Source organism: Nocardia sp. NPDC051052 (assembly GCF_044456045.1).
In the GTDB taxonomy this organism is placed as follows: Bacteria; Actinomycetota; Actinomycetes; order Mycobacteriales; family Mycobacteriaceae; genus Nocardia.
This window is the reverse complement of the sequence record NZ_JBITFL010000004.1, coordinates 461,866-481,543: the sequence shown is the minus strand read 5'-3', so window position 1 is coordinate 481,543 and position 19,678 is coordinate 461,866. Positions and strand designations below refer to the sequence as shown.

At 64.2% G+C, this 19,678-nt stretch carries 19 protein-coding genes; 6 read left to right on the top strand and 13 right to left on the bottom strand.

The features are described from left to right. The 5 genes from ACIBCN_RS16225 to ACIBCN_RS16205 are packed head-to-tail and all read right to left on the bottom strand — an operon-like array spanning position 1 to position 4,517. Positions 1–1,194, bottom strand: coding sequence for a 3-deoxy-7-phosphoheptulonate synthase (locus ACIBCN_RS16225; RefSeq protein WP_396992330.1), 1,194 nt, complete (start codon positions 1,192–1,194; stop codon positions 1–3). 49 nt (positions 1,195–1,243) lie between these two features. Next, on the bottom strand, positions 1,244–2,260 hold the full coding sequence (locus ACIBCN_RS16220) for a 3-oxoacyl-ACP synthase III family protein (protein ID WP_396992329.1): 1,017 nt from the start codon (positions 2,258–2,260) through the stop codon (positions 1,244–1,246). Between the two features lie 14 nt (positions 2,261–2,274). Beyond that, complete coding sequence (locus ACIBCN_RS16215; protein ID WP_396992328.1) at positions 2,275–3,084, bottom strand: arylamine N-acetyltransferase; 810 nt, start codon at positions 3,082–3,084, stop codon at positions 2,275–2,277. Positions 3,085–3,098: 14 nt separating this feature from the next. Beyond that, entirely contained in the window at positions 3,099–4,091 is a 993-nt protein-coding gene (locus tag ACIBCN_RS16210) for an amidohydrolase family protein (protein WP_396992327.1), read from the bottom strand. Positions 4,092–4,112: 21 nt separating this feature from the next. After that, complete coding sequence (locus tag ACIBCN_RS16205; protein ID WP_396992326.1) at positions 4,113–4,517, bottom strand: YybH family protein; 405 nt, start codon at positions 4,515–4,517, stop codon at positions 4,113–4,115. Between the two features lie 137 nt (positions 4,518–4,654). Between ACIBCN_RS16205 and ACIBCN_RS16200 the strand changes: the two genes are divergently transcribed. After that, a complete protein-coding gene (locus tag ACIBCN_RS16200; RefSeq protein ID WP_396992325.1) occupies positions 4,655–5,389 on the top strand; it encodes an NAD(P)H-dependent oxidoreductase in 735 nt (244 codons plus the stop codon). A gap of 75 nt (positions 5,390–5,464) precedes the next feature. On the opposite strand, the gene ACIBCN_RS16195 is transcribed toward ACIBCN_RS16200, so the two are convergent. Next, a complete protein-coding gene (locus tag ACIBCN_RS16195; RefSeq protein WP_396992323.1) occupies positions 5,465–6,190 on the bottom strand; it encodes a TetR/AcrR family transcriptional regulator in 726 nt (241 codons plus the stop codon). 86 nt (positions 6,191–6,276) lie between these two features. Next, on the bottom strand, positions 6,277–7,509 hold the full coding sequence (gene ccrA, locus ACIBCN_RS16190) for a crotonyl-CoA carboxylase/reductase (RefSeq protein WP_396992322.1): 1,233 nt from the start codon (positions 7,507–7,509) through the stop codon (positions 6,277–6,279). A 218-nt stretch (positions 7,510–7,727) separates the two neighbouring features. Here ccrA and mce point away from each other — a divergent pair, with 218 nt between their 5' ends. From mce to ACIBCN_RS16175, 3 genes are all read left to right on the top strand, one after another. Continuing rightward, positions 7,728–8,147: a methylmalonyl-CoA epimerase gene (gene mce, locus ACIBCN_RS16185; RefSeq protein ID WP_396992321.1), complete on the top strand. Its 420-nt coding sequence runs from the start codon at positions 7,728–7,730 to the stop codon at positions 8,145–8,147. Positions 8,148–8,245: 98 nt separating this feature from the next. After that, positions 8,246–8,800 carry a hypothetical protein gene (locus tag ACIBCN_RS16180; RefSeq protein WP_396992320.1) on the top strand — a complete coding sequence of 185 codons (555 nt, stop codon included), beginning with the start codon at positions 8,246–8,248 and terminating at the stop codon, positions 8,798–8,800. An 88-nt stretch (positions 8,801–8,888) separates the two neighbouring features. Then, on the top strand, positions 8,889–9,857 hold the full coding sequence (locus ACIBCN_RS16175; protein WP_396992319.1) for an isopenicillin N synthase family dioxygenase: 969 nt from the start codon (positions 8,889–8,891) through the stop codon (positions 9,855–9,857). A 52-nt stretch (positions 9,858–9,909) separates the two neighbouring features. Here the strand turns inward: ACIBCN_RS16175 and ACIBCN_RS16170 are convergent, their stop codons facing one another. From ACIBCN_RS16170 to ACIBCN_RS16150, 5 genes are read right to left on the bottom strand one after another with little or no spacing between them, the layout of a single operon-like run. Next, positions 9,910–10,842 (bottom strand): acyltransferase domain-containing protein, encoded by a 933-nt coding sequence (locus ACIBCN_RS16170; protein ID WP_396992318.1) that lies wholly within the window; start codon positions 10,840–10,842, stop codon positions 9,910–9,912. Further along, on the bottom strand, positions 10,842–12,800 hold the full coding sequence (locus ACIBCN_RS16165) for an FAD/NAD(P)-binding protein (RefSeq protein WP_396992317.1): 1,959 nt from the start codon (positions 12,798–12,800) through the stop codon (positions 10,842–10,844). Before ACIBCN_RS16165 ends, ACIBCN_RS16170 begins: the two co-directional genes overlap by 1 nt. Beyond that, positions 12,781–13,992, bottom strand: coding sequence for an FAD-dependent monooxygenase (locus tag ACIBCN_RS16160; protein ID WP_396992316.1), 1,212 nt, complete (start codon positions 13,990–13,992; stop codon positions 12,781–12,783). The genes ACIBCN_RS16165 and ACIBCN_RS16160 overlap by 20 nt, the downstream gene beginning before the upstream one ends. Beyond that, positions 13,993–15,579: an AMP-binding protein gene (locus ACIBCN_RS16155; RefSeq protein ID WP_396992315.1), complete on the bottom strand. Its 1,587-nt coding sequence runs from the start codon at positions 15,577–15,579 to the stop codon at positions 13,993–13,995. It abuts the gene before it with no gap. A 33-nt stretch (positions 15,580–15,612) separates the two neighbouring features. Beyond that, positions 15,613–16,158, bottom strand: coding sequence for an SRPBCC family protein (locus ACIBCN_RS16150; RefSeq protein WP_396992314.1), 546 nt, complete (start codon positions 16,156–16,158; stop codon positions 15,613–15,615). A 574-nt stretch (positions 16,159–16,732) separates the two neighbouring features. Between ACIBCN_RS16150 and ACIBCN_RS16145 the strand changes: the two genes are divergently transcribed. After that, complete coding sequence (locus tag ACIBCN_RS16145; RefSeq protein WP_396992313.1) at positions 16,733–17,941, top strand: IS701 family transposase; 1,209 nt, start codon at positions 16,733–16,735, stop codon at positions 17,939–17,941. Between the two features lie 113 nt (positions 17,942–18,054). Here the strand turns inward: ACIBCN_RS16145 and ACIBCN_RS16140 are convergent, their stop codons facing one another. Beyond that, positions 18,055–18,753, bottom strand: a complete 699-nt coding sequence (locus tag ACIBCN_RS16140) for an NAD(P)-dependent oxidoreductase (RefSeq protein ID WP_396992312.1) — start codon at positions 18,751–18,753, stop codon at positions 18,055–18,057. Between the two features lie 108 nt (positions 18,754–18,861). Here ACIBCN_RS16140 and ACIBCN_RS16135 point away from each other — a divergent pair, with 108 nt between their 5' ends. Continuing rightward, positions 18,862–19,575 (top strand): TetR/AcrR family transcriptional regulator C-terminal domain-containing protein, encoded by a 714-nt coding sequence (locus ACIBCN_RS16135; RefSeq protein ID WP_396992311.1) that lies wholly within the window; start codon positions 18,862–18,864, stop codon positions 19,573–19,575. Positions 19,576–19,678 lie beyond the last annotated feature (103 nt).

The following is a 19,678-nucleotide window of genomic DNA, read 5'->3' as shown; positions in this document are numbered from 1 at the left end:
CTATCCACGCCATTGCGATACGACCGCAACCGCCTGGTCCGGATTGAGCCGCGGATCGCACAGGCTGGTGTATTTCCCGCCAGCACAGTCCAGCGACAGCTCGTTCTCAACGCATTCGGCCACACCCTCGGGTGTGGTCTCGAGGTGCAGTCCGCCCGCAATGCCACCGGCGCCGCGCACCGCCTGCTGGAATAGCTGCGTTTCCCGCACGATCGCGTCGAGGTAGCGGATCTTGCCGTGACCGGGCACCGTCACCGTGTTGCCGTGCATCGGATCGCACAGCCAGATCACCGGATGGCCGGCCGCACGCAGGGTCGTGACCAGATCCGGAAGTCGTTCGGCGACAAGGTCGGCCCCCATCCGAGCGACGAGTGTGAGACGGCCGGGCTCTCGCTCGGGATCCAGACGCTCACACAGCGCGAGCAGTTCGTCGCTGTCCATCCCGGGACCGATCTTGCAGGCCACCGGATTCGCGACATCGGCGAGCATGGCGACGTGTGCGCCGTCCACCCCGCGGGTGCGTTCGCCGATCCAGGGCCAATGCGTCGATCCGAGCAGCAACTGCCCCGACGCGTCCTCGCGCAGAAACGGAATCTCGTAGTCGAGCAGCAACGCCTCGTGGCTGGTCCACACCGGCGAATCGGTCCACGATCGCCGGGTCCTGCCTCGCCACGAGAGGTGGTGCATGATCTCGGCGGCCGCCTCGTAACAGCTGACCATCCGGAACGGATCCGGACGGCGATGTTCCGGCGTGGCCTCCGGTGCGTTGACCATATGACCGCGGTAGACCGGTAGGTCGAGGCCGCCCACCCGCTCATAGGCAGTGGAGCGCGGTTTCGCGAATTGGCCCGCGATGCGGCCCACGCGCAGGATCGGCTTGCGTGTGTTCATCTTCATCGTGCCCGCGAGCACTTCCAGCAGGCCGACCTTGCGGGCGATATCCGCGGCCGTCCGCTCGGACGGATCCTCGGCGCAATCGCCGGCCTGAATGATGTAGGCGCTGCCCACCGCGACCGACGCCAGCAGGTTGCGCAGATTGTAGACATCGACGGCATTGACCAGAGCCGGGCGCGCGGCCAATTCCGCTCGCACGTGCTGGATCTCCGAGACGTTGGCCCAATCCGGTTGTTGCAGAGCATGTTCCAGTCGGATGTCGGCGACCGTCATCATGCCAGGTCTGAGAATATTCTTCATCTGTCGGACTCCCCCGTATGCGGCACGCCCGGGTGTGCCGGCGATCGGCTCAGTTGCTGCCCACTCGCAGATCTTCCGCGAGTTCGAAGCACATCGATCCCCACATGTATCCGGCGCCGATGGCGCCCATGAGGATCACGTCTCGGCGCTTGGTCTGGCCCGACTGCGCCAAGCGGTGCAGCGAGGTCAGTACAGCCACAGCGGCGGTATTGCCCAACGTGTCCGCCGTGACGGGCACGAGTTCGGGATTTGCGCCCAGGGTGCGCGTCATGGATTCCAACATTCGAACGTTGGCCTGGTGCAGCGCGAATCCGCTGACGTCGGCTACCTTGACACCCGCCGCCGACAGCGCCCGCAGCAGTGAATCCGGCAGCAGCGTGACCGCGGCCTGCCAGACGTCTCGGCCGTCCAGATGGAGGTAGGGACCGCGCGGCAGCTCCGTCGACGCCGTAGCGCCGCGCAGCTGCCAGGGCGTGGGCAGGCGCGCGCCGCCCGCAGGCTGATTGCCGAGGTCGTAGCTGAGCAGCCCACCGGTGTCGGACCTGCGGATGACCATCGCGGCGGCGGCGTCGCCGAAGAGGATGCGGGTCCGCCGGTTCTGTGGGTCGGTGATGCTCGAATACCGGTCGGCGACAACGATCAAAGCGTTCTCCAGATCCGGCTCCTGCAGCAGGCACCCCGCGGTGTAGATGGCATAGATCACTCCGGCACACGCGGTCTGGGTCAGATCCACGATGCGCGTCGTGGCGATGCCTACCTCGCCGGCGATGGCGACACCGAAGGAGGGAAAGAACCAGTCGGGTGTGGAGGTCACCGAAATCACCACATCGATGTCGTCAGCCGTCAATCCGGCCAGCTCGATGGATTTCTCGACGGCCTCGACGGAGTAGTCGACGAGACTCACGTCGGGGTCCATGAACCTGCGTTCCCGGATGCCGACCCGCTCCTCTATCCACTCGGGTGTGCTGTCCAGCTGTTCACACAATTCGGCATTGGTGACACGCCGGTCGGGGATCTTCAGGTAGAGGCTCAGCGGGGTCACCGGCGCTAATGTCCATTTCGGCATGATCACACTTTCCGTCAATCCAGTTCGAACGACATCCGCAGCGGGTACTGCTCGTACGGTCCCTTTTCCGGCAACTCGTCCACCTTGACGCCGAACCATTTGTCCAGTGCCGCAATGATCTCGGCGTCATCGACGAGTTTCGTCACCTCGGACCCCTCCGGGGTGGTCAGGGTGAGCGTGTCGTTCTTCAATGTGGCCCAACCGTTTTCGGCGGGCATCGAGCACAACAGATGGTGGCGGGGCGAAGCGTCGGGCGCGGTCCGATACCACCACAGGGTGTAGGTGAAATCCGACAATTCGACCGGCGCATCGTAGAAGCGGTATAGCAGCTGTCCGTCACGGATCACCTCCGTCGCGTCGGTACCGACCCGTCGGGTGGAGAATTCGCCGTGCGGGTCGAGCTGTGCCTCCGCCGAACCCAGTCGCAGCGGATAGCGACTCAATTTTCCGAAGCCCACATCGACCAGCCAGGAAACGCCGTCCAGCCGCACCTTCAGGACCAGATGGTTGTACGGTGGCGTGAATCCGTCGATGATCCATACTCGCCCCTGGTGGATTGTGACGTCGTAGCCAAGCGACTCCAGCAGGAAATAGAAGGCCGGATTGACCTCGCAACAGCCACCACCGCGCCGCCGATCGATGATCTTCTCGAGAATTCGCTCATCCAGCGGAATCTCGTCACCGAGCCGAAGTGCAAGCGTCTCCCACGGGACCGACAGTGCGTGCCGCTCCTGCAGATGCCGGAGCGCATCCAGGTCGGGCCGGGCCGGCCGGTCCGCAGAGATGCGGTTCAGATACTCGTCGATTCTTTTCTCATTCAGCATTTTTCACTCGACCTCTATGACGATTTGAATCTCGGAAAAAGTTCCTCGGCGTTCAGGTGATCGATGCGAAGCCGTTCGTCCTCCGCGAAAGCACCGTTGTCGAGAAACGACCGGCCATCGTTCGAGCTGAACGAGTCCGGCATGAGCGGAAAATCGGTTCCCACGAGTATCCGGTCGCTGCGGGCAAACGATCGCAACCCTGCCAGGCTGTGCGGATCCCCGCTCATCGCCGCGTCGAGGTAGAGCCGCCGCAGATCGCCGATCGGATCGGCCGACAATCGATCGGCGAGCGAGCGGCTGATCTGTGGCCCGTAGGTGAGTCGACCGGCGTACTGGGAAATGCCGCCGCCGCCGTGGGACAGGATCATGCGTAGGGCTGGGAAACGCTCCAGCGTCCGGTTGTAGAGCAGTTGCGCTGCCAACCGGACGGTGTCGAAGGGAAATTCGTAGAGCGAGCCGGGCAGACCGAAATCGGGCTGCCCGCTCGACGGTGGCAGTGCCGGGTGGACGAACAGCGGGACGGCCCGTCGTTCGGCCTCGGCGAGAAACGGGTCCAGTGCGCGATCGCCCAGGTAGATTCCGTTGTAGTTGGTGATGAGTCCGACTCCGTCGAGACCAAGCACCTCGACGCAGTACTCCAGTTCCTCGAGCACCGCGTCGAGGTGCGGAAACGGCAGCACCGCGAAGGCGCCGAAGCGCTCCGGACGCTGTGCGACGAAGTCCGCGAGAAATTGGTTCGTTCGCCGGGCGAACCGCATGGCCGAGGTCCGGTCCAGGGCGGGAACACCCGGCCACAAGCTGACCACGGCCGCCCGAATGCCCTGGCGGTTCATCATCGCCAGACTGGCCTCGACGCTCCACACCGGCCTGTCCACGTGCGAAAGCACGATGTCGCGCACACCCACCTCGCGAAGCAGGTCGAAGTAGAACTTCGGCAAGATGTGGTGATGCACATCAATGGCGTCCCGCCATGGGGTGCCCGCCGACTGCGTCGTCTCCGCGTTCATGTGATCGAACCGATCGCGATGTCAGGCGCGGCTGGCGCCGGGCGGATTGCTCACCACGATGCGCCATATTCCGTCCTGGCCGCGTCGGGCGATATCGGTCGCGGTGCCCTCGATACGGGTCATCTCGCCGTTCGGGCCAAGGCCCTCGTGCACATAGTCGTTGATCAACAAGGCGACATCGCCGACCGCGTATACATGCCGTAGCGTCGAGGTGACCGGCAAAGGGTTCTCGAGTGCCTTTCTGGTGGCCTGTCGCCGTTCTTCTCCGCTCAGATAAATTCCCGGCGTGAGAACGTGAATAGCACCCGGCTCCAGCAGCTGTTCCATGAGCTCGATATCACCGGAGTTGAAAGCGTATTCGAATACATTCGACAGTTGCCCTGGTTCGGTGGGGAGCTCGATCTTCGCATTGATGGATTCTGTCATGAGACCAGTTCAGCGCAGTAATCTACTTACGGTCAACACACTTCGAAACGATACGTCAAGTCGGCAGCAGCGGACCGAATCGAGGACCTGACAAACAATGACGCGAGTGCGCCCGAGCGACCGCGAATATCGCTACGGTGGTCTGCAGTATTCGCGACTCTCGCCAGAAAAATACAGCAAGGAGAATACTCGTGATCAGAGTGTCGATCATTTACCACTCGCAGAGCGGAAACGTCCATCAACTCGCCGCCGCGGCCGCCGCAACGGCGGAGAAACTGGGCGCACAGACGCGCCTGCGCAAGGTTCCGAAGCTGGCGAACCCTCGATTGTTGGACGAGCAAGCCTACGCTGATCTCACCGCCACCACCGCGGACATTTCGGACGCCACCCACGAGGATCTGGTCTGGGCCGATGCGATCATGATCGGCACGCCAGTCGTCTTCGGGCTGCCCGCACCGGAACTCATTCATTTCATCAATCACTCCGGTTTGGTCTCGATTCCGGGAAAGTTGATGAACAAGGCGGTCACCGTATTCACTTCTGGCGCCGGCCTGCATGCCGGTCAGGAGACGACGATCCTCGCCGTACACAACGCGGTCTGCCACTGGGGCTCTCTCATCGTCCCGAACGGCAGTAGTGTAGACATCCTGACCACCGAGCAGAACGGCGGCCTGCCCTATGGCACCTGCAATTCCTCGTGGCATAAACCGAACAATGTGAGCGACGACAATCTGGCCGCCATCGACTATCAGACCACCCGCCTGGTGGAGGTCTCCACCGCTTATCAGATCGGCTTGGAGCAGACCACGTCTTCCATCGAATTCACCGATATCTCGAAACTGAGCAAGAAATACAACTTCGGGCTCGCCTGACCCGGGTGGCCACAGCGCGAATGGCCCCTATCGTCGCCGATCGGGGCCATTCGTATGCCTGCCGTTCGTATTCGTTCAGCGCAGGTCCGCCACGTGCTTCTCGATTCCGTCCAGGAGCACATTCAAACTCAGGACGAACCCGTCGTCCCAATCGCGGTCGACCAGGAACCGGTGGTCGATGAGTGTGGGATAGCACTCCGGGTGCGCCAATATCTGCTCGCGGCCGGCCTGCGCGTCGTCGGCCGACAGCCGCATGCTGGACTCGCTGGTCGCCGAGCCCTGCACGTGGCTGAGCAGCATCCAACTCACCGCGGCGATCTGCACATCGACGAAGCCGGTGCGGGCGAGCATCGCGTACAAAAACTCCATCCAGCGCAGAAAGTTCGGCCCGATGGGCGGCGACTGTCGCGAGGGCATCACCGCGGTCCACGGGTGGCGCAGCAATGCGGCACGGTGGCTCGTGAGCAGAGCGACGATATCGTCACGCCAGCAATCAGCCGGCTGGTCCGGGATCGCGATCTCGGCGAAGACAGCATCGATGGCCAGATCAATGACATCGTCCTTGGTGTCGACATGCCAGTACAGGGTGGTCGAGCCGACCTCGAGCCGCTCGGCGAGCCGGCGCATCGTCAGCCGTTCCATACCTTCCTGATCCAGCAGCGCGACCGCGGCATCGGTGATCCGCGCGCGGCTCAGCGGGGGGCCCTCCCGCGCGATAGGCGCGGGACGAAGCCACACCGAGCGCGAGCCGGCCCTCTGCTGTGACCGGCCGCTGGCTCGCCGCTGCGTCGCGTCACTCATGGCGGCAAGTGTAGTACAACGATCCACCGATAGATCGCCGTTCTTTACCAGGAACAAGATTCCGGCTTACTGGTCGATCCATAGGTTCACACGGTGCTCGACGGGGCGTTGACCAAGAGGGCCATATTGCCGGGGTGATGGTTGTTGTCGCGCATCATCTGGTGCACAGCGCCGATGTCATCGAACTCGCCGACATAGGACAGGCACGGCGAGATGTCTCCGCTAGCGATCAGGTCAACGATCGCCCGGCACTGCTGAAAATTAGCGAAATGCGAACCCTGCAAACGCTTTTGGCGCATCCACAGATAGCGCAGGTCCACATCACCGTGGTAGCCGGACGTGCCGCCGCAGATGACCACCATACCGGCGGTATCGCAGACGTACATCGAGGTGGGGATGCTGTCCTGGCCGACGTGTTCGAGCACGATCTTGGGCGCGCGGCGCTCGCCGAGGGCCTCCCAGAACGCCGCACCGAACCGTCGCGCCTCACTCAGCCACGCGCCGCTGGCCTCGGCGTCGGAAATATCGGGAATCCGCCCCCAATGGGTGTATCCGCGGCGATCGATCACCCCGTGCGCTCCCAGCTTCGTGCAGTAGTCCGCACGATCCGGCGACGACACCACCGCGATCGGTCGCCCGCCGAAGGTCCGCACGATCTGTGTGGCCATCGATCCCAGACCGCCCGCCCCACCCCAGATCAACACCGGCTCTCCGGGCCGGACGACATTCGGGTACCACCCGGTCAGCTGGCGGTAGGCGGTGGCGCCGGTGAGCATGAAGGCCGCGGCCTCGGCCCACGACAGTCGCTGCGGTTTGGGATGACACTGGTATTCGTCCACGACAGTGAACTGGGCGAAGGAGCCGAAGTTCGCCTCGTACCCCCACACCGTCTGGGTGGCCGACGTCATCGGGTCCGCACCGGCCCGGATATCGGCAGCGGATTCGTTCCATTGACAGCTCGACAGGACGATATGGTCTCCGACCTTCACCTGCTCGACGCCGTCGCCGACCGCCCAGACGATGCCGGAACCCTCCGACCCTCCGATGTGGTAGTCCTCGACTGCACCTGCGTGCCGACGCGCCGCGATAACGTCGAAGGGACGGCCCATTGCCGCCCAGACATTGTTGTAGTTCACTCCCGCGGCCATGACATAGACGAGCACCTGTCCCCGGCCGGGGCGCGGCACGTCCACGACCTCGGTCTGAAATGCCGCCGCCGGCGGTCCATAACGCTCCGGCCTGATCAGCGAGGCATACATTTGCTCCGGGACATAGCCAGTCGGCGGCGTTTCACCAAGCTCGTACAATAATTTCTTCACGGTTACTCCTATTCAATCCCGGAACTAGTCGGTAAGGATCACTCTCCGCACCGCCGGATCGGCGGTCAAATCAGAAAACGATTCTTCGTCAACTAGCGCATCGCTCGCGCACCGAAACCGCAACACCTGACAAACCCTGCGCGGATCGGTTCAAGCGGGCGTCGAGGGCGTGGACGATCGAGTGAAGTATCCGTACGACCACGCAGACGGGAGCGAAAATGCTGACGAGGGTCGATCACATCGGAATAGCGTGCACCGATCTGAACCAAGCCATTCAGTTCCATCGCAACGCCTACGGTTTCGAGGTCTGCTACCGCGAGATAAATGACGAACAGGGCGTGGATGAAGCCATGCTGCGCATCAACGGGACCGACGACGGTCACGCCACCTATCTGCAGTTGCTGAGCCCGACCCGACCCAATTCCCCGGTGGGCAAGTTCCTGGCGTCCCGAGGCGAAGGGGTGCACCACATCGCCTTCGGAACGCCGGACGTGGACGCCGCGGCCGCGGCCTTTCTGGACAGGGGCATGCGCGTCCTGTTCACCCCGCCCCGCCCGGCGGCGATGGGGTCACGCGCGACGTTCCTACATCCCAGCGAGTGTGGGGGCGTCCTGGTGGAGCTGGTCACCCACACATAACAGCGGTCTGCGCGGGCCACCTCGGGTTCGACTCTGGTACGTTGGACGTGCAATGGATCATTGATCCACCTCTAGGACGACGATCTAGGAACTTCGCAATGAGTTTGCTCCTCATGGCGGCGCATGTCGGCCTCCTATGCGCGTCCGTCATGGCCGTCGGCGTCCAAAGCGCCGAACTGCATCGCATTCGATCGCACCCGATGACCACGGATTCATCGCGCTCCGCCAAAATCGCGATGTTGTCGATTTCCATTCTCTGTCCGGAGGCCGCGATCACCGGTATTCCGGTCGGCGCCGACAGGGCCGAATCGGAAATCTGGACGTTACCCTATGCGCTGTCGACAGCAGCGATCGTGGTGATGTCGCTCGCCACCCGATTGCAGCTGCGACGGCTCCGGGCACGATATTTCGGGCGCCTGGATTTCGGGCGGCGTTCCGGCCTGCCGGGTGCAACACAATACGGCGTTCCGGCATTTCTGGCTGTCACCGTATTTCTCCTGATCGCCCGGCCACAGAATCTACTCACCGCGTGGACTCCGGTCGTGCCGGCGACCGCCGTGACCCTGACCGCATGGCTGGCAACCAGAAAACCTGCGGACACGTTTGCCGAAATTGCGCACCTTCGCGAAGCTCTGAATTTGCCGGGAAGTTGACACACTTCCCTGATATTGATGGTCACGAATATGTGCGGGAACCAGAATCTAATACATGAAAACCGGATCTACACCGCAGGAATCTGCCATGAAACACGTCATACCTGTTATCGACCTCAGCACTCGCGACCGCACGGACGGGCGCAAATCGATCGCCGCGGCGATCGACCAGGCATGTTCGGACTCGGGATTCTTCGTGATTGTCGGCCACGGAGTGCCTCAGGAGCTCGTGGACCGGACGTACGCGACGACGGCCGCGATGTTCGCATCCTCCGACGAGGAAAAGGAGACGATTGCCAACCGACCGGGCTTCGGCGGCCTGTTCCGTACCACCAACGCGGCGCGCACCCGCGATCGCGAGAGTCCGCCGGATCTGGCCGAACTGTTCGGCGTGCATGTCAAAGGTGATTTACCGGACTACGAACGAGCGAAGCTCGGTGACGAGTGGCTGCCCGCCCGCACCGCCAACCTGTGGCCGAAGAAGCCCGCCGAGTTCCGGAGCACCTGGAACGAATACATCGGCGCCATGACCGGGCTGTCCGCCGAACTGCTGCATCTGATGGCGCTCGGGTTGGGCCTGCACGAGGACTACTTCGACGACCGATTCGTCGACCACATGTCCTCGCTGTCGGCCAATTACTATTACCCACAGATCGAGGCCCCGCTGCCGGGTCAGCTGCGGCGCGGGCCGCACTCGGACTGGAGCGCGTTGACCGTCCTGTACCAGGACAACGACATCGGTGGTCTGGAGGTCCTCGGGAAGTCGGACGAGTGGTGCGACGTTCCGGCCATTCCAGGCAGCTTCGTCGTCAACATCGGTGACGTCATGGCGAGGTGGACCGGCGGCCGTTGGGTCTCCGCGATGCACCGGGTGGTCAATCCCGAACGGGGACACCGGTCTTCGCGCATCTCCATCCCGTTCTTCTACCAGTCCGGTCCCGGCGCCCCCTTCGAACCGGTTCCGTTGCTCGGCGACGCGACCGCCGAGAGCGAGCCCGCCGGTATCACCGTGGGGGAATGGGCATCGAAGCAGAGTCGCGCATTCATCGCGACATAGCCGGTCGCCGTGCGGGCCCACATTCTCGACAGTCGAGCCGGGCCCGCACAAATCACAATGGGGGCAGATCAACCAGCACCGCCTGCCTGCCGACGAACCGCGCCGGCCACCCGACGCGTGCCCCGCACACATAGGCGCGAGCGACGGTGTGCGCGAACGTGATTGCGCCGGCAGCCCGATCGCTCGAAACCTTCGGAAGCACCTCCACATTCGCTTCGACCGTGCTCGCGCACTCCGCAGCGAGCACAGGACGGGGGCTGATCTCGATCATGGTGCGCGCGCCGTGCGCTGTCGCCCGGCGCAATTGCTCGTGCAGGCGATCCCGGTCGTGCCGGGCGCGCGCCGGTGAGCGGACGATCGCCTCGGCCGCGTCCGCCATGCGAAAACGCCCGGCAATCACCTCGACCGCCAACGTGCTGCCGGTCTCACCCACGACCAGATCCGGAACCACGCCATAGGACCGCCAGGCCATGGCGAGCGCGACCTGCACCGCGAAACCGGCCGGACCGAGCACCTCGACCGCGTCGGGAATCGAGGTGTCGGCCCGCGCCAGCAGGTCGGCGACGTCCCATCCCAGATGCTCGGCCAGGACGGCGGAACACCGGCGCAGCGGTCCGGCGAACACCGGCACCTCCCGCAGCAGCCCCCGGGCACCGAGCAGGGCGTCGACGTCCGGCGCGGGAACGACGAACATCGTCGAGGGCCGGCCCACCGGCCGCCCGATACAGACGTTCGGTCCGCAGTCGCCGAGCGTCAGCGCGTGTAGCCCGGCGAGCAATTCCGACCGGTCGTGTCCCATGATCACTGCGCGGCAGCCGTCCTCGCCACGGCGAACGGCCAACGAGTAACCGATATCGATGACATTCCACTCCGGATGTGCCAGTACCCGCTCGTGCAACCGACGGGCACCGGCGCTCAGTCGCGCGGGCGTGCTGGCCGACAACACCCACGGCAGCGGCGGGGATGTTGTCGGCGGGCGCGGCATCAGACCACTACCTGGGCGAGATCGGCCCCGCCGATGATCGAATCGGCGACCACCCGCCCGGGTGCTACCGGTGCCACGCCGAGCACCGCGCGCGCGATCGCGTCGGAATCGACGAGCGTCACCGAATTCACTCCCGGCCGAATGCCGGCCGCGGTAACCCAGTGCACTCCCTCGGTCGGCACGCCGAAGGCGAAGCGACGCGGATGCGGACGGCCCGCGGCATCGACGAGGTGATACGGACGTTCGGTAACGGCCAGGCCTCCCGTCTCGTAGGGCCCCTGCCCGGCATGCGGAATCCGGTAATCGGCGCACTGACCGGTCGCCAGCAGGTGCCGCAGCAGCGGGTCGGCGGTCCGGCGGAGATCCGGTTCGGGCAACCGTGCCTCGATCAGGATCTTCGACCGGACCGGCGGACCCGGCACGCGCGACGACCACGCCACAAATGCGGGCTCGTGCACGTCGATGCCGATCGTGGTGCCCGGTCCGGTGAGTTCCAGAACCCCGGCCTCGAGCAGCGCGATCATCTCCTCGATCCGGGAAACCGGTGGACCGATCGATAGGAACGCGTTGAGCGGGGTGTACCACCCGTCGAGTTCGTCTCGATGCGATCCACCATCGAGACTCCCGTGGTCGATCGCGAGCCGGATCTCGTTGCGCAGGTCGCGCAGCACATCCAGCGCCGCCTTCATGGGCCCACTGACATTGCCCGCGCGCGCCGCGGCGACGTCGCTGGCCAGATGATCCAGCAGCCAGGATCGGAACTGATTCCGATCGTCGAACCGACGGTGCGCGAGCGGATCTACGATGCGTTGCCAGTCCCATCGCCGATCGGCAAGTCCGTATGCGTCGATGAGCGCGACGGGATCCGAATCCAGCGGCAGCGCAAGATATTCCGCGACGAACCGGGCGCTGTCGGCCTGCCTGTCCACAGCGCGGAGCAGCGCCTCGTAATAGACGATCTCTACTTCCCTCGCGATCAGTGGCCACACCTGCGCGCCGAATCGCAGCGGGTGGGCGGCGCGCAGTGCGAGCGCGTGGACGCCGGTGAGTATCCGAGGTTCATGTCGACCGGATGTGCCCTTCTCGTTCTCGCCTCTGGCGTGATAGGGCAGGCCACGCCGAGAGGTCGCATAGAGCCGCGGTTCGTCTCCCGACCGGACGTACCGGCAGCGCCCGTCGGCTCGCACGAATGTGCCGCCGCGTCCCACGGTCAGTAACGCCATGTAGTCGAAGAAACTCAGCCCCAACCCACGCAGCAACACTGGTTCATCCGCGATCTCATCGAGATGCACATCGGCGGGATTGGCGGGCTGGATATAGCAAAGGCGGTGGATGCGAGCCAAGCTGGCGACCCTGGCCTGGTTCGAGGTCGGGTGCACCGATGTATGGCCCAGCGCCAACACGATCGCATCGAGGCGATCGAGCCGGGTGCCGTCGCGCAGCCGAATGCCCTGCGGCCCGGTTGCCATGCCGTAGGTGTCGGCCATCGCCACTGCACGCGATCGGTGAATCCGCACCTCGACGTGCGCCGGCGCCGTGGCCACCGTCCGCTGGAAGCAGTCTCGCAGGTAACAGCCGTAGAGGGCACGGGTCGGGTAGCTGTCGGGGCCGAGCGCCACCACCTCCGCGCGGATCCGGGGATCCTGCGCCGCGCCGGACGCCACGCCGAACCCGCGGGCCCACTCGTAGAGGCTCGGACCATATTCGACGGGTCCCTCGATGCGGACACTGTCGTCGGTGTAGAGGGTGATCTGGGAGGCGACCGTGTTCATCAGCAGATGCCGCGATTGGTCCGTGCGCCAGACCGCGCCGGCGCCCGGCTCCGCGTCGTCGATAACGTGCACTGTCAGCCGCTGCCACGATCGCGCCGCTCGTTCGTTGGCACACAATCGCTCGAGGACCGACAGGCCGCGAGGTCCCATGCCGACGACGCAGACCTCACAGTGTTCGCGGTACATCGGGCACCACCTGTTCACCAGCTGCGGCAGAGGTTCGGGGCCGGTGCAACCACTCGATGTGATCGTGTAGCTCCGACACCGAGAGTGCGGACAGGGCGGCATTTCTCGCATCGGCGGCGGCGCCGGCCGGATGCCAGAGCCGAATGCTGTCCCGAGCGGCGAGCTGAATTCGGGCGGTGTGCTCGCGCCGCTGTGCGCAGTAGTCCGACAATCGGTCCGGTATTTCGCGCGTGGGGCAGTCGAGCAGATCGCCCAGGGTGATCGCGTCCTCGAGCGCCTGACACGCACCCTGAGCCAGATAGTGCAGGCTGGGATGGGCCGCATCACCGAGCAATGTGACCCGCCCGTCGGTCCAGTCCGGCACTGGATTGCGGTCGACGAGCGCCCAGGACTTCCAGTCCTCGCCCAGTTCGAGCAACCGTCGAGCAGTCTCGCACAGTGGCCGGAATTGCCTCAGCACCTCGGTATCGGTCACGGGCACACCCGAGAGTTCCGCTGTCACACCGGTTTCCCGGCTGGGCGCGAGATTCATGTATGCCCCGCCGACGATCGGATAGTGGACGAAGTGCAGTCCAGGGCCGGCCCACCAGCTCACCGCATTCCACCGAAGTTCGGCGGGCACGCGATGCATTGGGACGATCGACCGGTACACCGTGATGCCCGCGGCCCGCGGCGCGCCGTCGCCGACCAGCTGTCGTCGGATGGCCGAGCGCACGCCATCGGCCCCGATCAGCGCGTCTCCCTCGACGGTGTGGCCGTTGTCGAGTACGGCCGCGGCCGTGGTCGCGATCTGCTGGTAGCCCACCGCGGTCACGCCGCCGACCAAGTTGATCCGGGGATATTCACGACAGGCGCCTAGCAGCGTCCGATACAACTCCCCCCGATTGATCACGACGTAGGAATGGCCGAAGCGCGCCCGATACGTTTCGGTCAACGGCATGCTCGCCACCTGCTGTCCGCGCACGCCGTCGAAGAAGCGCAGTTCGTCGACGTGCACGGCGATCTCGCGGATCCGGCCACCGAGTCCGAGCCCGTCGAGCGCGGATATTCCGTTGGGCGCCAATTGAATTCCCAGCCCGAGCTCGGCGAAGTCGCCGCGCTCCAAGACGGTTGCCCGATGGCCCTTGCGCACGACACTCAGGGCAGCGGCGAGTCCACCGATGCCGCCGCCGACGATCACGATGTGCGACATCTACACCCTCTGCGGTTGGTCGGAACGGTTCTGGTCGTCGCCGAGCAGGCGCGCGAGCTCGAGCCGTTTGATCTTGGTCGTCGCGGTGTGCGGTAGGTCGGCCAGCCGCCACTGCACGGGGTCCGACATCGGCGGCAGCGTCGCGGCGGCAAGGCGCCAGGCCTCTCGGTCCAGCGGCTGGTCGTCCTTGGTACACACGACCGGAATCGGCGCGCCGTCCTCGTTCGGGACGATCACCACCTCGGTGATCTGGTGCAACCAGTTCAGCAGCACATCCTCCGCGGCAAGCGTGCTGCCGAAGCCGGGAATCATGTCCACCTCACGATCGAGCAGATGCACACAGCCCCACCGGGTCCGATAGCCGACGTCGCCCATTCGCCACCAGCCGTCGTTTTCCTGGCAGGCATAGCGATCGTCCTCACCGAAATAGGTGAGGATCCGGCCGTCGGTGCGTACCTCGATGAATCCGGGCGAATCCGCGGACGGACGACCGCCGCCGCGGCTGACGACGCGAATACCGGTCATTCCCGGAAACGGCATACCGACACAGCGACCATCGGATGCTCGACTGCGGAACTTCGTGAACGCCCGCGCGACGACCGGCCCGACCTCACTCTGCCCGTACAACTGACCGAATACCGGAAGTCGGTGATCCGACGCGTCGAGCATGCGCCGCACGGTTCGTGGGTGCAGTGCGTCGAAGGTGCTGCTGAAGAATTTCACCGAGGCCAGCGGCCGCCGTGGGTCTTCGGCCAGGTCTTCCCAGCGCATGAACGAATTGGGATGGGCCTCGATCGCACCCGGCCGGACCCGCAGAAACATTTCAGCGACCCGATCGGGATCGTCGTCGGCCAGTACGAGCAGCGGAAAGCCGCGCAGCAGGGTGACTGCGAGCGCGGTGAACAGACGCGAATGGACGAACGAGACATGTATCGCCACGGGCCGACGCGTGCGGACCAGACCCGTCGCGAGGGCCTGCGGCCGAAACCGGGCCTGCAACGTCCGGCCGGTGTGCACCGCCAGCTTCGGCGTGCCGGTGGTGCCGGACGTGTGGGTCACCAGCGCCGGCCGGTCCGCCGAGACGGCGATCGGGGTGATCCGTTCGGCCGCATCGAGCGACGACAGCTCCGTGGCCCTCGGATGACGTCCGGAGGCGAGCAGGACCCGGCCCGCCGCATCGAAGATCGCGGGGTTCAGGACGTCGGCCAGCATGGGCTGGTCGGTCAGCAGGTAGGGGGCGCCGATCCGGCGCACCAACGTGTCTACGACGCCGCCGTCCAGCTTCGGCGACAACAGGACCGGGATGCCGCCGATCCGCGCGATGGCACAGGCCAGCAGCGGGATGTCGAAGGAACTGGATTTGAACACGACGACGTGCTCGCCGGGCCGCACGCCGGCCGCCCACAGGCGGGCAGACCAGTCGTCGACCAACTCGGCGACCTCGGCGATCGTCGGCCGACGTCCCAGCTGCGGCGCGATGTCGAGATCGTGGTCGAGGATCAGATGGTTGGCCGTGTGATTCCGAGCGGCTCGTTCGAAGAGGGTGCCGAGCCGAATGCCACGGTTTCCGATGCGCTGCAATATCATCGTTGTTCAAAACCTTCCTAAATGGCCGAACGACTATCGGCGCGAGTCTTCGACGATTCTTTTTATTCGGACCAGCGTTGCCTTCATATCCGCCGCAACCTTCTCGGACCATTCTTCGATGAATTTTTCGAAGGTCGATCGATCCATATCGGCAGTGATGCGGTGAATTCCTTCAGTGGCCGTTCCCATGTGGAACCGGTGCACGAGAAGGCAGCCGTAATCCGTCGATTCGAGGTCGAAAGACCAGCGACTGTCCTGCACATTTCCCGCGCTGTCGCGCATTGCCCAGGCGAAGCGGCGGCTGGGTTCCGCAGCCACGATCTGGGCTTCTGTGGTCCACTGTCCCCGCACCACCGGCGCCCAAGCCACCGCACCGATGCCGCGAACATTGTCACCACGAAAGACCGACCCCACCGCGCGTGGTGCTCCAGAAATCCACTGCCCACCGATGCACTCCGCACTCCATTCCCGGCTGCGCGGCAGATCGCTGACCGTTTCGTAAACCTCTACGGGCGACGCGAAGATATGGATATCGACTTGTATTCGGAAAAGGGCAACCCTCGTCAAATTGTCCGTCATGGAATTCAGAGTGCGGATGACGGGCCGGGCGAGTCAACGCCGCTCGGGCAAGTACGTCAAGTCAGCGCCAGGGGCGCAATTTGTCAGGTCGGGCGAAATTTGTCAAGTATTGTTGCATGGACGTCAAGTGTTTTCGTACGGACGCCGATGGGAACGATTGCAAAGAAGTTGCGCAGGCGGCGGCCGCTGGCCGCGAAGAGCCCTCAGAAATCGGGTCCAGCCGTCGAACCGGGTCTGTTCTTGCGCACTATTCAACGCCAGCCACGTTCTATCACGGTCCTAGATGCACCGCACGATGGATTGCTGCCGGATTGCGCAAGTGGAATGACTTACAGCGATTGCGCATAAAATCTATGCCATATGGAATGAGTTGATCTTCTCCCAACAGCTGGGTAACATCAAAGTCATTCGGTACGTGGTGGCACCCGCTCGGTGGGCCATCTCACGAAGGGGGGCAGCAGCTGCAGTCGCGCACAGGGATGCACGAAAATGTAACCTCTAGTTCAACTTATTCATTTGCTCGAAAGACGAGCTTTACCATACTCATAGTGCATGACGTATCGTCGTCCGGCGCATGTCTTTGCAGATATATATGGTTACGAAACTCGGGGGGCCGACGGCTTTGTACGATCCGGTATTCTCAGAAATCTCCAGAGCAATATTCACAGGTCTCCCGCGGAGCGATCAACGCAGCCGCGGGATGGATTACCTCGGAGGCCTGCTCCAAACATCCGGCCGAAAGTCGATACGCAGCATATCGAGGTCGGCCGAGGGGCAGGCGTCCGATCAGCGACTGCACCATTTCATCTACGGATCCACCTGGGACTGGGTGCCGATGCGCAAGGCACTCGCCGCCTATCTGCTCGAGCGTCTGCAGGTGGAGGCATGGGTCGTACAACCCATGGTCATCCTCAAGGCCGGGCGCCACTCCGTGGGAGTGGAGCGCCGATTCGTCCAATCGGCCGGGCGCGCACTCAACACGCAGCGCGCCGTTGGCGTGTGGGCGGCGGCGAACGAGGTTGGCACCCCGGTCAATTGGGGGCTCGACCTGTCCGAGGCCTGGCTGGACGACAAGATGCGGCGTCGGCGCGCGGCCATTCCCGACGAGGTGCGATCGGGCGGCCTCGGCGATCGCGCGATGGAGCTGTATCGGGACATCCGCGCCTGGCCGCTACCCGCCCGGCCCGTGGTGCTCGACGCGCGCGAGATGGACGCCTCGGTGGTGCGCAAACTCAGCGATTCGGGTGCATCAGTGATCGCACGTATCGATGGATCGGTACCACTCCGAAGTGCCGACGAGGCATTGATCGGGCACAGCACCACCAAGTCGATGGCCGCCGCACAGATAATCGCGGCGACCAAGGGAATCAGGCGTCGAATTCCGATGCACCTGCACCGCGAACGTCGGGACCGCTGGGTGGCAAGCGTCTGCGTGACCATGCCGGTTGATTCGCTCGGCATCGAGGGCGGGGGCGAGGACAGGGAATTTATCCTGATGGGTTCGGGCAGGTACGGCGAGCACGATTCGGGCACGCTGTACCTGACCAATATACGGTCCACTCCGTTCATCGATTTGTTACGGCTCTGCAGCCTGCTCAACAGAGTCGAGACCGATAATTTGCGAACTGCGGAGAACGTCGGAATTCGCGATTACACCGGCCGATCTTTCTCCGGCTGGCATCGACACGTCACGCTCGCCTCTGCCGCCCATGCGATTGACGCCCTGCGTCGATTGGACGGTTATGTGGCCGACGAATCGGGCGACGAACAGGCCGCCAACTGAGCCCAACTCAGCATGTTTGCCAACTCATTGCTGTCGGCCAACTATAAATAGATGATTCAAATCTCTCGGCGGGTGGCGGTGACCGGAAAGGCACCACCACCCGCTTGTCTCTGCTATTGGGAGCGGCCGAAGGCCTCGCGGCGGAGTACATCGATGATGGTCGGCGTGCCCTCGACCGTGATCACCTCGACGGTCTTACGGGACTGGCGCCCGTCGACGACCGCGCGCAACAGGGCGTCGGCGAGGTCGATGCGCGCGGTGTAGTGACCGGCTGTGGGGGGCGTACGAATCTCGTAGCTGGTGCGGGTGTCGCTATCGAACAGGCCCGACGCCCGCATGATGGTCCAGTCCACCTCGCTGCTCCGCACGATCTGCTCCATGCGCGCGTTGTCCTCGTAGGCGGTGCGGCCCATGCGCAACAGCATCGGAAGAACGATGAAGCGTACGAACAGGTTCTCGCCGGGCGGGGCCTTGAACGTCACACCGGTGGTGCTGATACAGGCCACTCGCCGCACGTCATGCGTCGCCATCGCATCGAGGATGTTCGACATGCCCCTGGAGTAGAGCGTGACCTCCTCCTTGGTGTAGCCCTGACTCCCAAGCGCCGAGACCACTCCCTCGCTACCGGCGACGACGCGTTTCACCGCGTCCGAATCCATCGCGTCCGCCTTGGCGACGGTCAAGTTGGCAGCGCTGAACGTGTACTCGTGCGGACGTCGGACGACTGCGGTGACCTCGTGACCTTCGGCAACCGCCTGCTTGACGACCAATCGCCCGGTCTGCCCGTTGGCACCGAATACGGAGAGTTTCAATGTTCCTCCTTTAGAACGATGATCCATACTCTAGAACAATGATCCTGTGCAGATCAATGTACTACCCTCTGAAGGTCGTTCGACTCAGCGATAAGGGTGGTGCAATTCATGGTGGACAGTGCGCAGGACAGCGGGCGCAACGACGGCCGGACGCGCAGCGTGTGGCTGCGGCCGTCACCATCCGGACGCAGCGAACCGCCGATAACGCGCGCACGGATCATCGACGCCGCGGTCGCCCTGCTCGACGAGGAGGGCCTCGAACGCCTGACCATGCGGCGCCTCGCCCAGCGACTCGGCACCGGATCCACAACGCTCTATTGGCATCTGGACACCAAGGACGACGTGATCGACCTCGCGGTGGACGCTATCTTCGGCGAGACTCCGATCCCGAAGCGGCACAGCGACGACTGGCGCGCCGATATCACCACCCTGCTCATCGGATGGCGCGCCACCCTGCTCCGCCATCCGTGGACGGCCGGCCTGGCGGCGAACCGGCGGCCGCTCCTCGGTCCGAACTTCCTCGCGTGGATGGAATTTCTCCGGGCGACGCTGGTGCGGGCCGGGCTCGCCGACCCCCACATCTCCGCGGCGAGCTGGGCGCTGATCAGCCATGTCGCAGGCTCGGCCGCGAGCGAGTCGAGCCTGCGACTGTCCGAGGAAGACATTCGCGCCAGCGAGGAACTCGTTGCGACCCAACCGGATCGGTATCCGACCCTCGCCGAGCGTGGGTATCTCGGCGGCTCCGATTGGACCGCGAACTTCGAGAACGGCCTGACCTACCTGCTCGACGGACTCGCCGCGCATCTCCAACGGCGCAACTGAGCTGGCACACCCCCATGATTCGACACATTGATCCAATTTAGGAACGTTGATCCTGAACTAGATCTATGTTCTAGTTGGATGGATGGTTCGAGGTCGGAGGGGA